At 54.1% G+C, this 16,036-nt stretch carries 12 protein-coding genes, 1 tRNA gene and 1 pseudogene; all 14 read right to left on the bottom strand.

All coding sequences use genetic code 11. The features are described 5' to 3' along the window. A partial coding sequence (locus QPL95_RS17990; RefSeq protein ID WP_303292307.1) for a GTP-binding protein occupies positions 1-535 on the bottom strand: 535 nt, incomplete at its 3' end. Between the two features lie 35 nt (positions 536-570). Then, positions 571-2,676 (bottom strand): elongation factor G, encoded by a 2,106-nt coding sequence (gene fusA / locus QPL95_RS17985; protein ID WP_303292306.1) that lies wholly within the window; start codon positions 2,674-2,676, stop codon positions 571-573. A gap of 18 nt (positions 2,677-2,694) precedes the next feature. Next, entirely contained in the window at positions 2,695-3,165 is a 471-nt protein-coding gene (gene rpsG / locus QPL95_RS17980; protein ID WP_303292305.1) for a 30S ribosomal protein S7, read from the bottom strand. A gap of 113 nt (positions 3,166-3,278) precedes the next feature. Further along, on the bottom strand, positions 3,279-3,653 hold the full coding sequence (gene rpsL / locus QPL95_RS17975) for a 30S ribosomal protein S12 (RefSeq protein ID WP_012139854.1): 375 nt from the start codon (positions 3,651-3,653) through the stop codon (positions 3,279-3,281). A 163-nt stretch (positions 3,654-3,816) separates the two neighbouring features. Further along, a complete protein-coding gene (gene rpoC, locus QPL95_RS17970; RefSeq protein WP_303292304.1) occupies positions 3,817-8,031 on the bottom strand; it encodes a DNA-directed RNA polymerase subunit beta' in 4,215 nt (1,404 codons plus the stop codon). Between the two features lie 78 nt (positions 8,032-8,109). Then, on the bottom strand, positions 8,110-12,186 hold the full coding sequence (rpoB, locus tag QPL95_RS17965; protein ID WP_303292303.1) for a DNA-directed RNA polymerase subunit beta: 4,077 nt from the start codon (positions 12,184-12,186) through the stop codon (positions 8,110-8,112). Positions 12,187-12,428: 242 nt separating this feature from the next. Then, positions 12,429-12,803 carry a 50S ribosomal protein L7/L12 gene (gene rplL / locus QPL95_RS17960; protein ID WP_303292302.1) on the bottom strand — a complete coding sequence of 125 codons (375 nt, stop codon included), beginning with the start codon at positions 12,801-12,803 and terminating at the stop codon, positions 12,429-12,431. Between the two features lie 42 nt (positions 12,804-12,845). Continuing rightward, on the bottom strand, positions 12,846-13,376 hold the full coding sequence (gene rplJ / locus QPL95_RS17955) for a 50S ribosomal protein L10 (RefSeq protein WP_303292301.1): 531 nt from the start codon (positions 13,374-13,376) through the stop codon (positions 12,846-12,848). A gap of 222 nt (positions 13,377-13,598) precedes the next feature. Then, the gene (gene rplA, locus QPL95_RS17950; RefSeq protein ID WP_303292300.1) at positions 13,599-14,297 is read right to left on the bottom strand and encodes a 50S ribosomal protein L1; all 699 of its coding nucleotides are present in this window, start codon (positions 14,295-14,297) and stop codon (positions 13,599-13,601) included. Between the two features lies 1 nt (position 14,298). Continuing rightward, positions 14,299-14,730, bottom strand: coding sequence for a 50S ribosomal protein L11 (rplK, locus tag QPL95_RS17945; protein ID WP_303292299.1), 432 nt, complete (start codon positions 14,728-14,730; stop codon positions 14,299-14,301). 118 nt (positions 14,731-14,848) lie between these two features. Then, the gene (nusG, locus tag QPL95_RS17940) at positions 14,849-15,382 is read right to left on the bottom strand and encodes a transcription termination/antitermination protein NusG (protein WP_303292298.1); all 534 of its coding nucleotides are present in this window, start codon (positions 15,380-15,382) and stop codon (positions 14,849-14,851) included. 11 nt (positions 15,383-15,393) lie between these two features. After that, entirely contained in the window at positions 15,394-15,762 is a 369-nt protein-coding gene (secE, locus tag QPL95_RS17935) for a preprotein translocase subunit SecE (RefSeq protein WP_303292297.1), read from the bottom strand. Positions 15,763-15,795: 33 nt separating this feature from the next. After that, a tRNA-Trp gene (locus QPL95_RS17930) sits at positions 15,796-15,871 on the bottom strand. A 44-nt stretch (positions 15,872-15,915) separates the two neighbouring features. Continuing rightward, positions 15,916-16,036 (bottom strand): annotated as a pseudogene (locus QPL95_RS17925) (elongation factor Tu); the annotation flags it as partial.

Here is a 16,036-nt window from a genome sequence, read left to right as displayed (position 1 = left end):
CCATCAGAGCTGAACCGGTGATGATCGGAGTGTCGTCACCCGGGAAGTCGTACATGCTCAGCAGGTCACGAACTTCCATCTCAACCAGTTCCAGCAGCTCTTCATCATCAACCATGTCCGCTTTGTTCAGGAACACAACGATGAAAGGAACGCCGACCTGACGGGACAGCAGGATGTGCTCACGCGTCTGCGGCATGGGGCCGTCAGCTGCGGAACAAACCAGGATAGCGCCGTCCATCTGAGCCGCACCGGTGATCATGTTCTTAACATAATCGGCGTGACCAGGGCAGTCTACGTGGGCGTAGTGACGAGTCGGTGAATCGTACTCAACGTGAGACGTTGCGATGGTGATACCACGCGCACGCTCTTCCGGTGCGTTATCGATCTGATCGAACGCACGCAGTTCACCCGTACCCCAAACTTCGTGACATACACGAGTCAGGGCGGCTGTCAGAGTGGTCTTACCATGGTCAACGTGACCAATGGTTCCCACGTTCAAGTGCGGCTTACTACGCTCAAATTTTGCTTTAGACACGGTTATACCTCTTCCTGTTTCTTAAGTCCTGGGGATCAACCCTTTTTAATGATCGCTTCGGCAATGTTCGAAGGAGCTTCCATATAGCGAGAGAACTCCATCGCATAAGACGCCCGACCCTGTGTTGCAGAGCGCAGGTCGGTGGCATAACCGAACATCTCTGACAACGGCACTTCTGCGCGAATGGTCTTGCCTGCAGGCACGTCTTCCATGCCCTGCACGAGGCCGCGACGACGGTTCAGGTCGCCAACAACGTCACCCATGTAATCTTCAGGAGTAACAACCTCAACCTTCATCATCGGCTCGAGAAGAGCAGGATTTGCCTCAAGCGCACCTTTCTTCATCGCCATGGAACCGGCGATCTTGAACGCCATCTCGTTGGAGTCAACGTCATGGTAAGAACCATCGTACAGGGTCGCTTTGATACGCAGCAGCGGATAACCGGCAATACAGCCGTTCTGCATCTGCTCAGCAATACCCTGCTGTACCGCAGGAATGTATTCCTTGGGGACAGTACCGCCAACGATCTCGTTCACGAAGATAAAGTTTTCGCCATCTTCATCATCCAGCGGCAGCGGCTCAAGCTTGACCTTAACGTGACCATACTGACCACGACCACCAGACTGACGAACAAATTTACCTTCCACATCTACCGGCTTGCGAATGCACTCACGGTAAGCAACCTGCGGCTTACCAATGTTGGCCTCAACCTTGAACTCGCGACGCATACGGTCAACGAGAATATCCAGGTGAAGCTCGCCCATACCGGAGATAATAGTCTGGCCAGATTCTTCATCGGTACGCACACGGAAGGACGGATCTTCCTGAGCCAGCTTGCCCAGCGCCACACCCATCTTCTCCTGGTCGGCCTTAGACTTAGGCTCAACCGCAACCGAGATAACCGGCTCCGGGAACTCCATACGCTCGAGAACGATCTTGTGATTCTCGTCGCACAGGGTGTCACCGGTAGTGACGTTCTTCAGACCGATCGCAGCAGCGATATCGCCAGCCATAACTTCTTTGATTTCTTCACGGTCGTTGGCGTGCATCTGAACCATCCGGCCAACACGCTCTTTCTTACCTTTTACAGAGTTGAAGACCGCATTGCCAGATTCCAGCTTACCCGAATACACCCGGAAGAAGGTCAGAGTACCAACGAACGGATCCGTGGCAATCTTGAATGCCAGAGCGGCAAACGGAGCATCGTCATCGACAGGACGAGTCTCTTCAGTGCCTTCATCATCGACCTCACCACGAATCGCCTTAACTTCGTCTGGCGCCGGGAGAAACTCGATAACATCATCCAGAACCGCCTGAACGCCCTTGTTCTTGAACGCGGAGCCACAGGTGGCAAGCACAATGTCATTTGAAAGAGTACGTGCACGCAGGCCCTGCTTGATTTCTTCAAGCGTCAGCTCTTCGCCTTCCAGGTACTTTTCCATGAACTCTTCGTTGGCTTCGGCAGCGGCTTCGGCCATGTACTCACGGGCCTTTTGCGCTTCTGCCAGCATCGACTCCGGGATGTCCTTCATCTCGTAAGTCATGCCCTGGTCAGCTTCGTTCCAGTAGATCGCCTTCATGCGAAGCAGGTCAACAATGCCCTCAAACTCGTCTTCAGCACCGATTGGCAGCTGAATCGGCACCGTTGTTGCGCCCAAGCGCTTGCGAATCTGCTCGACAACGCGCATGAAGTTAGCACCGGCACGGTCCATCTTGTTGACGAACACCATGCGAGGAACTTCATACTTGTTGGCCTGACGCCAAACAGTCTCGGACTGCGGCTCAACACCAGAGGAGGCACAGAACACCACGACAGCACCGTCAAGCACCCGCAGAGAGCGCTCTACTTCGATGGTGAAGTCAACGTGCCCTGGGGTATCGATGATGTTGATCCGATGCTCCGGATACTGCTTGTCCATACCCTGCCAGAAAGTGGTAACAGCGGCAGAGGTGATAGTGATACCACGCTCCTGCTCCTGCTCCATCCAGTCTGTTGTGGAGGCACCATCATGGGTTTCACCCATTTTGTGACTACGACCGGTGTAGTAAAGAATACGCTCGGTTGTAGTGGTCTTGCCCGCATCCACGTGCGCACAGATACCAATGTTTCTGTAACGTTTGATAGGAGTTTTGCGTGCCACGATATAAACCTCGGCTTGTTAGAAACGGAAGTGAGAGAACGCTTTGTTGGCTTCTGCCATGCGATGTACGTCTTCGCGCTTCTTCACTGCCGAACCTTTGCTGTCCGCCGCATCAAGAATTTCGCCAGCCAGACGCTGAGCCATGGACTTCTCACCACGCTTCCGTGAGTATTCAACGAGCCAGCGCATTGCCAGCGCGTTCTGACGGGAAGGCCGTACTTCTACAGGCACCTGGTAGGTAGCACCACCCACACGACGGGACTTAACTTCAACCATCGGCTGGATGTTCTCCAGGGCCTTCTCGAACATTTCGATCGGCTCTTCTTTTGATTTCTCGGCGACAATGTCCAGAGCGCCGTAAACAATACGCTCTGCAGTAGACTTCTTACCGCTTTCCATCACGTGGTTGATGAACTTGGCAAGACGCGCACTGCCGAATTTAGGATCGGGAATAATATCCCGTTTTGCTGCAACTCTTCTTCTAGGCATCGATAAGCCCTTATATATAAAAGGTCTTCAGGAACCCCTGAGATAGCACACGGCTACTCAGCCTTACTCTTACCGTTCTGACAAGCAACGATAAAAGACACCCACTCGGGACATCAGGACTTGGGTCGTTTTGCACCGTACTTGGAGCGACCCTGCTTACGGTTCTGCACACCCTGGGTGTCCAAAGTACCGCGAACAGTGTGATAGCGCACACCCGGAAGGTCTTTTACTCGACCACCACGGATCAGCACAACACTGTGCTCCTGAAGGTTGTGACCTTCACCACCAATGTATGAGGAAACCTCGAAGCCGTTGGTCAGACGAACACGACACACTTTACGAAGTGCTGAGTTCGGCTTCTTCGGCGTTGTGGTGTACACACGAGTGCACACACCACGGCGCTGAGGACAGGCCTGAAGAGCAGGAACATCGCTCTTGGCTACCTTGCGCTTACGAGGCTTACGCACCAACTGATTAATCGTTGCCATGTAAGCAAACTCCAAAAACCATACCAATGAAACTTACCCCCAGTTCAGGGGGTAAAATTTAAGGGACGCAAGTTTAAGCCTGCGCCCGGACTCAGTCAAGACGACTGTTCTCTTTTTAACCACCCACCGGGTAGGTATCTACCCGGGGGTGACTCGCCCTCAATCAACTTTCGCGATTGAGTTCGGCGCTCAGAGCTTCTTCCACGTCTGCCGCAGTTACGCCCTGCTCTTCCAGGTCACGCTTGCGACGGCGCGCGCTGTGGTAAGCCAGACCCGTACCAGCCGGAATCAATCGACCCACTACAACGTTTTCTTTCAAGCCGCGCAGGTAATCACGCTTACCGGTGACCGCACCTTCGGTGAGTACCCGCGTGGTTTCCTGGAACGAAGCGGCAGAAATGAACGATTCTGTTGCCAGCGAAGCTTTGGTAATACCCAGCAGCAGACGATCGAATCTTGCAGGCTCTTTGTCTGCAGCGTTCGCTTTCTCGTTCTCTTCCAGTACGTGGGTAATTTCTACCTGATCACCGGACAACAGGGTTGTATCACCCGGATCGGTGATCTCTACCTTGCGCAGCATCTGCCTGACGATAACCTCAATGTGTTTATCGTTGATGACAACGCCCTGCAACCGGTAGACGTCCTGGATCTCGTTGGTGATGTATTTCGCCAACTCGACCACACCCAACAGACGCAAAATGTCATGGGGATTGGACGGGCCATCGGAAATAACCTCACCCTTTTCAACCGTTTCACCTTCAAACACGTTCATTTGACGGTGTTTCGGAATCAGAACCTCGTAGGCATCTGCATCCTTGGGCGTGATAACCAGACGCTTCTTGCCCTTGGTTTCCTTGCCGAAGGATACAACACCGCTGATTTCCGCAAGAATGGCGGACTCTTTCGGGCGACGAGCCTCGAACAAGTCGGCAACACGCGGCAGACCACCGGTGATGTCGCGGGTCTTGGAGCTTTCCTGCGGAATCCGGGCAACAACATCACCCAATTCAACCTTCGCGCCATTGGCCATAGTCACCAGGGCGTTGGCTGGCAGGAAGAAGATGGCTGTGCCACCACCCGGGAGCTCTACCTCTTCACCAGAATCATCAATCAGCTGGATCGCGGGACGGATATCCTTACCCGCAGCCGGACGTTCCTTCGGATCGATAACTTCCATGGTGGAAAGACCGGTCAGCTCGTCAGCCTGGGTACGGACAGTAATGCCCTCCTCCATGTTGACGAACTTGGCAGTACCCTTTGCTTCCGCAATGATCGGGTGAGTGTGCGGATCCCATTTGGCCACCGCTACACCGGCCTCAACCACATCACCGTTCTTAACGGAGAGTACTGCACCATATGGGAGCTTGTACCACTCACGCTCACGGCCCTGCTCATCAGCAATCGCAAGTGCAGAAGAACGAGACACCACTACCAGAGAGCCATCGGTCTTTTCAATAGACTTCAGGTTGTGCAGGCGTACGGTGCCACCGTGCTTGACCTGAATATTATCGACCGCAGACGCCCGGCTTGCCGCACCACCGATGTGGAAGGTACGCATGGTCAGCTGGGTACCCGGCTCACCGATGGACTGAGCAGCAATAACACCGACAGCCTCGCCAACGTTAACGCGATGACCACGAGCAAGATCACGGCCATAACACTTGGAACAGATACCGTGACGAGTATCGCAGGTTATCGCAGAGCGAACCCAGATCTCATCCACACCGGCTCGCTCGACCATCTCAACGGTTTTCTCGTCGAGTAAGGTTCCAGCTTCAACAACGGCGTTTTCCTTGTCGGTCGGTGTAAACACGTCACGAGCCGTTACACGACCGAGAACGCGATCACCCAGAGGTACAACAACATCGCCACCCTCAATGTGCGGCGTCATCAGAAGACCTTCGCTGGTACCACAATCTTCACCGGTGACAACCAGATCCTGCGAAACATCGACCAGTCGACGAGTCAGGTAACCCGAGTTCGCGGTCTTCAGTGCGGTATCCGCAAGACCCTTACGAGCACCGTGAGTCGAGATAAAGTACTGAAGTACGTTCAGACCCTCACGGAAGTTCGCCGTGATCGGCGTTTCGATGATGGAGCCATCCGGCTTGGCCATCAGGCCACGCATACCGGACAACTGACGAATCTGGGCAGCGGAGCCCCGCGCACCGGAGTCGGCCATCATGTAAACAGAGTTAAAGGACTCCTGCATCAGATCCTGGCCGTCTTCACCCTTCACCGGCTTGCCATCGGGGCCAATAACCTGCTCTTTGGACAGACGCTCCATCATCGCCTTCGACACTTTGTCGTTGGCGCGAGACCAGATATCGATAACCTTGTTGTACTTCTCACCCTGGGTCAGCAGACCAGACGCGTACTGGTTTTCGATGTCCTTCACTTCGTCAGAAGCCGCATCAACCAGCTCGTACTTCTCCGGAGGAATCTCGAAATCGTTAAAGCCGATCGAGATGCCGGAGCGCGTTGCATAGTGATAACCCATGTACATCAGCTGGTCAGCAAAGATAACGGTCTCTTTCAGGCCAGCATCACGGTAACAGGTGTTGATCAGGTTCGAGATCGCCTTCTTGACCATCGGCTTGTTAACGATGTCGAATGGCAGGCCGTCCGGCACGATATCAAACAGCAGCGCTCGGCCAACCGTGGTATCGACAATTCTGTACGCTTCAGTTCTGGTGCCATCCTCGGCAATGGCCACTTCTTTGACCCGGACTTTCACCTTGGCCTGAAGATCAACCTTGCCCGCGCCATAGGCGCGATGGGCTTCCTTTACATCCGCAAATACAATGCCTTCGCCAACTGCCGCGTGACGGTCGCGAGTCATGTAATACAGACCGAGTACAACGTCCTGGGACGGCACAATAATCGGCTCGCCGTTAGCAGGAGACAGCACGTTGTTGGTCGACATCATCAAAGCACGGGCTTCAAGCTGGGCTTCCAGAGTCAGTGGTACATGCACCGCCATCTGGTCGCCGTCAAAGTCAGCGTTGTATGCTGCACAAACCAACGGGTGGAGCTGAATTGCCTTACCTTCAATCAGAACCGGTTCAAAGGCCTGGATGCCCAGACGGTGGAGCGTCGGAGCACGGTTCAGCAGAATCGGGTGTTCACGGATAACCTCATCGAGGATGTCCCAAACCACGCCTTCTTCACGCTCAACCATCTTCTTGGCGGCTTTGATGGTCGTCGCCAAACCGCGGTGCTCAAGCTTTGAGAAAATGAACGGCTTGAACAGCTCAAGTGCCATCTTCTTGGGCAGACCGCACTGGTGCAGGCGCAGGTACGGGCCTACCACGATCACCGAACGACCGGAATAGTCGACACGCTTACCAAGCAGGTTCTGACGGAATCGACCCTGCTTACCCTTGATCATATCGGCAAGAGACTTCAGCGGGCGCTTGTTGGTACCGGTAATGGCACGACCACGGCGACCGTTATCCAGCAGCGCATCAACCGCTTCCTGAAGCATTCGCTTCTCGTTACGCACGATGATGTCTGGCGCGTTCAGCTCAAGCAAACGCTTGAGTCGATTGTTCCGGTTGATAACACGGCGGTACAGATCGTTCAGGTCAGAGGTGGCAAAACGACCACCATCCAGCGGAACCAGCGGACGCAAGTCCGGCGGCAGCACTGGCAGTACCGTCATGACCATGTCGCCCGGCTTATTGCCGGAGAACAGGAATGCCTCAAGAATTTTCAGGCGCTTGCTGAACTTCTTGATCTTGGTTTCGGAGTTGGTCTGGGGAATCTCTTCACGCAGCCTGTCGACTTCAGACTGAAGGTCGATGGCTTCCAGCAATTCCTTGATGGCCTCGGCACCCATACGGGCATCGAATTCATCACCGAACTCTTCAAGCGCTTCGTAGTACTGCTCATCGTTGAGCAGCTGACCCTTTTCGAGGGTCGTCATGCCCGGATCAATAACGATGAAGCTCTCGAAATACAGAACCCGCTCGATATCACGCAGGGTCATGTCCAGCATCAGGCCGATACGGGACGGCAGAGACTTCAGGAACCAGATGTGCGCGACCGGACTGGCCAGCTCAATGTGACCCATGCGCTCACGACGTACGCTCGCCAGTGCAACTTCTACGCCGCACTTTTCACAGATAACACCACGGTGCTTGAGGCGTTTGTACTTGCCGCACAGGCACTCGTAGTCCTTGATCGGGCCGAAGATCTTGGCACAGAAAAGACCGTCACGCTCCGGCTTGAAGGTACGGTAGTTGATGGTCTCAGGCTTTTTTACTTCGCCAAAAGACCAGGAACGAATCATGTCAGGCGAGGCCAGTCCAATACGGATGGCGTCGAATTCCTTGCTTTGATTCTGGCTCTTGAGAAGATTCAGCAAATCTTTCATCAGTAAAAGCTCCGGATGGCGTTAATCTCGGGCGGGCACAGAGTGTGCCCGCTCACGCTGCCAAAAAAACGATTCGGCTCAGTCGGATTCCAGCTCGATGTCGATACCCAACGAGCGGATTTCCTTGACAAGAACATTGAAGGACTCGGGCATGCCCGGCTCCATACGATGGTCACCATCGACGATGTTCTTATACATCTTGGTCCGGCCGTTGACGTCATCAGACTTGACGGTAAGCATTTCCTGCAGGGTGTAGGCGGCACCGTATGCCTCCAGAGCCCAGACTTCCATCTCACCGAAACGCTGACCACCAAACTGAGCCTTACCACCCAGAGGCTGCTGGGTAACCAGGCTGTATGAGCCGGTAGAACGTGCGTGCATCTTGTCGTCAATCAGGTGGTTCAGCTTGAGAATGTACATATAGCCTACGGTCACCGGGCGATCAAACGCATCGCCGGTGCGGCCATCGTACAATTTGGTCTGACCGGTGGTATCCAGCCCAGCCAACTCAAGCATCCGCTTCACCTCGGCTTCCTTGGCACCGTCAAATACCGGTGTTGCCATGGGCACGCCGCCACGAAGATTGTTGCAAAGCTCAACGATCTCTTTGTCAGTGAGACTGTCAAGATCCACTTTGAACACTTCGTCCGAGTGATTGTAGATGTCATCAAGCAACTTGCGGAGCTCAGCGACCTTGCGCTGCTCATCCAGCATGCGGCTTATCCGCTCACCGAGACCTTTAGCTGCGGCGCCCAGGTGGGTTTCAAGCACCTGACCAACGTTCATCCGCGAAGGAACACCCAACGGGTTCAGAACGATGTCTACGGTGTTACCGAACTCGTCGTAGGGCATATCCTCAATCGGCATAACCGCAGAGATAACACCTTTGTTACCGTGACGACCGGCCATCTTGTCACCGGGCTGAATGCGACGTTTGATTGCCAGGTAAACCTTAACAATCTTGAGAACGCCAGGTGCCAGATCGTCGCCCTGCTGAAGCTTGCCTTTCTTGTCATCAAAGCGCGCTTCGTGCTCTTTTTTGCGTTCTTCGAGACCTTGCTCGGACTTCTCGAGCAGTTCGTTCAGGGCTTCGTCTTTCATCCGAAGCTTGAACCAGTCCTGGCGTGGCAACTCGGCCAAATAGGCCTCGTCAAGCTTGGCGCCCTTTTTCAGCCCCGGACCGCTAATGACTTCCTGCCCCTTGAGGCCCACCATCAAACGTTCGAAGGTCGCACCTTCAACGATACGGTACTCGTCCTTCAGATCTTTCCGGTACTTGTCCAGCTGCTCTTTTTCGATCGCCAGAGCCCGGGTATCTTTTTCGATACCATCGCGGGTAAATACCTGAACGTCGATGACCGTACCACGGGTCCCCGTGGGAACGCGCTGTGAGGTGTCCTTCACATCGGAGGCTTTCTCACCGAAGATGGCACGCAGAAGTTTCTCTTCCGGCGTCAGCTGGGTTTCACCTTTCGGAGTCACCTTGCCAACGAGGATATCGCCCGGGCCCACTTCGGCACCGATGTAGACGATGCCGGACTCATCCAGCTTAGCCAGTGCACTTTCACCCACGTTCGGGATGTCAGCGGTGATTTCCTCACTGCCCAGCTTGGTATCCCGAGCCACACAGGTCAGTTCCTGGATGTGGATGGTAGTCAGTCGATCTTCCTGAACTACTTTCTCGGAGATGAGGATGGAGTCCTCAAAGTTGTAACCGTTCCACGGCATGAACGCGATGCGCATGTTCTGGCCGAGAGCCAGCTCACCCAGATCCACAGAAGGGCCGTCGGCGAGCACATCGCCGCGAGCAATCTCATCACCCTGGCGCACAATTGAACGCTGGTTGATGCAGGTGTTCTGGTTTGAGCGGGTATACTTGGTGAGGTTGTAAATATCCACACCAGCATCACCCGCTTCGGTTTCAGCGTTGTTCACGCGCACTACGATACGGGCGGCGTCAACGCTCTCGATCACACCACCCCGACGGGCAGTTACACACACACCGGAGTCCTGAGCTACAGTTCGCTCAACACCGGTACCAACCAGTGGCACCTGAGATATCAGAGTCGGAACCGCCTGACGCTGCATGTTCGCACCCATCAGGGCCCGGTTGGCGTCGTCGTGCTCGAGGAACGGGATCAGAGACGCAGCGACAGACACAACCTGGCGCGGCGATACGTCCATGAAATTAACCGCTTCTGGCGGAGCCACGGTAAATTCGTTCTGATGACGCACGGTAACCAGCTCGTCCGTCAGACGCTTACCTTCATCGGTAGCCGCACTGGCCTGAGCGATGATGTAGTTGCTCTCTTCAATCGCAGAGAGGTACACCAGCTCATCGGTAACGACGCCTTCAACCACTTTCCGGTACGGGCTTTCCAGGAAGCCGTAGGAGTTGGCACGGGCATAGGTTGCCAGAGAGTTGATCAGGCCGATGTTCGGGCCTTCCGGCGTTTCGATCGGGCACACGCGACCGTAGTGAGTCGGGTGAACGTCACGAACCTCAAAGCCTGCGCGCTCCCGGGTCAAACCGCCTGGGCCCAACGCAGAAATACGACGCTTGTGAGTGACCTCGGACAGCGGGTTGTTCTGGTCCATGAACTGCGACAACTGGCTGGAGCCAAAGAACTCTTTAACCGCGGCAGCAACCGGCTTGGCATTGATCAGGTCCTGAGGCATCAGGCCTTCACTTTCAGCCAGGCTGAGGCGCTCACGAACGGCACGCTCAACACGTACCAGACCAACGCGGAACTGGTTTTCAGCCATTTCGCCTACGCAACGCACACGACGGTTACCCAGGTTATCAATGTCGTCCACCTGGCCCTGACCGTTACGGATAGCGATCAGTGTTTTGAGCACGTCGATAATGTCGTCGTGAGTCAGCGTGCCTTCGCCGGTGCTTTCTTCGCGACCCAGGCGACGGTTCAGCTTCATCCGGCCAACACCGGACAAATCATACCGCTCTTCCGAGAAGAACAGGTTGTTAAACAGGTTCTCCGCAGATTCTTTGGTCGGCGGCTCGCCAGGGCGCATCATGCGATAGATTTCGACCAACGCTTCCAGCGGAGTGCGGGTCGGGTCAACACGCAAGGTATCCGACATGAACGGACCGCAGTCCAGGTCGTTGGTGTACAGCGTCTCAATCTCTTTAACACCGGCGTCAAGGATCTTGGTGATGACTTCCTCGGTCAGCTCAGTGTTGCACTCAACCAGAACCTCGCCAGTGGACTGATCGATCATATCCTTGGCAAGAACCCGGCCGTAAAGGTATTCGGTCGGAACCTCAAGCTCGGTTATACCGGCTTTTTCAAGCTGCTTGATATGGCGGGCAGTGATCCGGCGGCCTTCTTCGGCGATGACATTACCTTCTTTATCCTTGATATCGAAGGTGGCTATGTCACCACGCAGACGGCTCGGGACCAGCTCGAGGTTGCACACCTCGGCACCCACAGCAAATTTACTGGTTTCGAAGAACATCTCCAGCATTTGCTCTGAGGTATATCCCAGGGAGCGAAGCAGAATAGATGCTGGCAGTTTCCGGCGACGGTCGATACGAACGAAGACCGAATCCTTCGGGTCGAACTCGAAGTCCAGCCAGGAGCCACGGTAAGGAATCACCCGTGCTGAATACAACAGCTTACCGGACGAGTGGGTCTTACCCTTGTCGTGATCAAAGAAAACACCTGGCGAACGGTGAAGCTGGGAAACGATTACACGTTCGGTGCCGTTAACAACGAAGGTACCGTTTTCGGTCATCAGGGGCATTTCGCCCATGTAGACTTCTTGCTCTTTGATGTCCTTGATCGCCTTGTTAGACGATTCCTTGTCATAAATGATCAAGCGGACTTTCACCCGCAGCGGCGCAGCGTAGGTTACGCCCCGAAGCTGACATTCCTTGACGTCAAATACTGGCTCGCCGATTCGATAGCTCACATACTCGAGCGCGGCGTTGCCAGAATAGCTGACAATCGGGAATACGGATTTGAACGCTGCGTGAAGACCGGTTTCCCGGCGATCTTCTGGCGCAGTTTCCATTTGGAGGTAGTCCCGGAACGAATCCAGCTGAATAGACAGCAAATAGGGGACGTCCATCACGGAAGGCAATTTACTAAAGTCTTTGCGAATCCGCTTTTTTTCAGTGTAGGAGTAAGTCATCTGCATTCCCCAGCTTTAGACCTGATACCTGGTATCAAGAAGCAATCAAATGTTCTGCTTCGGGGCCGAGTTGCTCGGCTTATCGCGCCGTCTTGAACAAGACTCTGGCTGTAGGTTATAGATCTGACATCAACCTGCATTAGCACACCAGACTCTATAGCATATACAACAGAAAAAGGCCGGTGGCATATAGCCACCAGCCCATCCGCGCTTACAGCGCGGTGTCGATCAATAACCGACTATTACTTAAGCTCAACAGAAGCGCCTGCTTCCTCAAGCTTCTTCTTGGCTTCTTCAGCCTCGGCCTTGCTTGCGCCTTCTTTGATGGTAGAAGGTGCACCGTCAACCATTTCCTTCGCTTCTTTCAGGCCAAGACCTGTCAGTTCGCGAACAGCTTTGATGACGTTAACTTTCTTTTCGCCAGGACCGGTCAGAACAACGTCAAACTCAGTCTGCTCTTCAGCAGCTTCGCCAGCGGCGGCAGCAGCAGGAGCTGCAGCTACAGCGGCCGCGGCAGAAACGTTGAACTTCTCTTCCATAGCTTCAACCAGCGCAACAACATCCATTACGCTCATTTCAGCAATTGCATTCAAAATATCGTCTTTAGACAGAGCCATGTGACTTTCTCCCAAAAATATAAAAAATGGTGTTCAACAGAATCAAGCAGCGTCTTGCTTCTGATCTCGGACTGCAGCTACAACACGCGTAATTCTGCCCGGAATATCGTTCAGAGTGCGTACAAGCTTGGTTACTGGTGCCTGTGTAACGATGGCCAGTCTTGTCAACGCTTCGTGCAGCGTCGGCAGAGTAGCCAGGCGATCGATCTGGTCCGCACCCATCAGCTCACCGCCGACGGCCAGGGCCTTGATTTCGAAAGCCTCTTTCTCTTTGGCAAAATCCTTAAGCAGGCGCGCAGCGGCACCCGGATCTTCCATTGAGAAAGCCAGAATGGTTGGACCAACCAGCGCAGGATCAATGCACTCAAACTCAGTACCTTTAATGGCAATCTTCGCCAGGTTGTTACGAACAACCTTCAGGCGAACATTTTCGGCACGAGCTTTGGCACGAAGCGCCGTCATGTCACCAGAGGTGACACCACGATAGTCAGCCAAAACCACAGACAGAGCAGTACCAGCAGTCTCGTTGACTTCAGCGACGATCGCCTTCTTGTCTTCGAGTCTAATTGCCACTGGATTTCTCCTCGATTTCGCCGGGACAATCCCGGCAAACCCATCATTGCCCCAAAAAACAGGGCGCCTAACGGTGTTTGGGTTCAGAGAGAACGTCTTCACACCGTCTGCGCAGGCGTTGCTTTAACCCTTCTGATCCTTGCATGCAAGGATCTCAGGGGCCTGCGGTCTTTGACAGCCTTGGCTTCCGCCCAGACTACAAAGTAACTACCGCTCAGAACCTCAGACGTTCAGAGTGCTCTGATCGATAGTCAGACCAGGACCCATTGTCGAAGAGATAGTGATCTTTTTCAGATACACACCTTTAGACGACGCAGGTTTGGCCTTTTTCAGGTCTGCAACCAGAGCTTCAAGGTTTTCCTTGATGGTCTGTGCAGTAAATTCAACATTACCCAGCGGAGCGTGGATGATACCGTTTTTATCTGTACGGTAACGAACCTGACCCGCCTTGGCATTTTTCACAGCCGTCTCAACGTCGGCTGTTACCGTGCCGACCTTCGGGTTCGGCATCAGGCCACGGGGACCAAGAATCTGACCCAGCTGACCAACGACACGCATGGCGTCCGGGGTTGCGATAACCACGTCGAAATCCATGTTGCCTTTCTTAACTTCTTCAGCCAGATCGTCCATACCGACGATGTCTGCACCAGCTGCAGTCGCTTTCTCGGCATTCGCACCCTGGGTAAATACAGCAACACGTACTGTTTTGCCGGTACCGTGAGGGAGCACTGTGCTGCTACGAACAACCTGGTCTGATTTACGTGCATCAACGCCCAGATTAACGGCAACATCGACCGACTCTTTGAACTTTACGGTCTGACCCAAGTCGGCCAGCAACGCAACAGCCTCGTCGACAGTGTAAGCGCGAGTGGAGTCAACTTTTTCAGAAATCAGCTTTTGACGCTTGCTCAGCTTTGCCATCTTACAGACCCTCCACGTTCAGGCCCATACTGCGGGCAGTACCGGCAATGGTACGAACTGCTGCATCCAGATCGGCTGCAGTCATATCCGGCTCTTTGGTCTTGGCAATTTCTTCAAGTTGAGCACGCGTAACCGTACCAACTTTGTCAGTATTCGGACGACCAGAACCACTCTTCACGCCGGCGGCCTTCTTCAACAGCACAGCTGCAGGCGGCGTCTTGGTAATGAACGTAAAGCTGCGATCACTGTAAACCGTGATAACAGTAGGAATCGGCAGGCCCGGCTCAACGCCTTGGGTCTTGGCATTAAATGCCTTGCAGAATTCCATGATATTTACGCCGCGCTGACCCAGGGCAGGACCAACGGGGGGACTTGGGTTGGCCTGACCGGCAGCAACCTGAAGCTTGATGTAGGCTTCGATTTTCTTTGCCATGATAGCTCTCCTGTGGGTTCAAACGCCTTTCGGCTCCCCGGTGATTACATCCGCTTAAAGCAGACACAAAAAGCCCGCGTCGCCGTTGCGCGCGAGCTTTAATTTTTTCAGACTGCCGTCAGTCCTTCTCGACCTGACCAAACTCCAGCTCTACTGGAGTTGAGCGCCCAAAAATGAGCACAGCAACCTTGACACGACTCTTGTCGTAGTCGACTTCCTCTACCACACCGTTGAAGTCCGCAAACGGCCCTTCAACAACGCGAACAACCTCGCCAGGCTCAAACAATGTTTTGGGCTTGGGCTTGTCCGCTCCGCTTTCGACGCGACGAAGTATCGCCTCAGCTTCGCGCTCGGTGATTGGAGCAGGCTTATCCTTGGTGCCGCCAATAAAACCGAGGACACGAGGCGTGTTTTTTACAAGGTGCCACGATGCGTCATCCATTTCCATCTGGACGAGTACGTATCCGGGATAGAACTTGCGCTCACTCTTACGCTTCTTCCCGTCTCGCATTTCAACGACTTCCTCGGTCGGAACCAGGATTTCGCCAAACTTGTCTTCCATGCTCTCGAGAGCAATACGCTCTTTAAGAGTGCGCATCACGTGCTTTTCAAAGCCAGAATACGCATGAACGACGTACCAGCGCTTAGCCATTGCCACTCCTGTTAACCGATAAAGCCGGCGACAAGCCAACTGATCAGCGAGTCCATACCCCACAAAATCAAAGACACAACCAGCACAAAGACAACCACAATGATTGTTGTCTGAACCAGTTCAGGCCTGGTGGGCCACACAACCTTCCGGATCTCTACGCGAGCCTCTTTAAGCAAGGTCGCAAAACGGCGACCCCGGCTGGTCTGAAGCGCCACAAACGCAGCAACAACCCCCAACACCACGAGAGCCAAAACCCGGTACAGCACGGACTCGGCACTGAAATACTGATTACCGACCACACCGACGGCAATCAAAACGAAAACAACCAGCCACTTCACAAGATCGAAACGGCTGGCTGACTGAACGGCTCTTGACTCCATAGGAATCAGCTTATGTATCCGGATGTTAAAAAATGGCAGGCCAGGAGGGAATCGAACCCCCAACCTGCGGTTTTGGAGACCGCTGCTCTGCCAATTGAGCTACTGGCCTGCACCGAAACAACTCAGTGCAACAACAAACGAGTAACCCGAAGGTTACTCGATGATCTTGGCAACCACGCCGGCACCAACGGTACGGCCACCTTCGCGAATCGCGAAGCGCAGACCATCTTCCATGGCGATCGGAGCGATCAGGGTAACAACCATCTGAACGTTG

Origin of the sequence: Marinobacter sp. SS5-14b (assembly GCF_030541005.1) — a bacterium.
GTDB lineage: Bacteria > Pseudomonadota > Gammaproteobacteria > Pseudomonadales > Oleiphilaceae > Marinobacter.
Note: the sequence above shows the minus strand (reverse complement) of the source record. Positions and strands in the feature narration are given on the sequence as shown.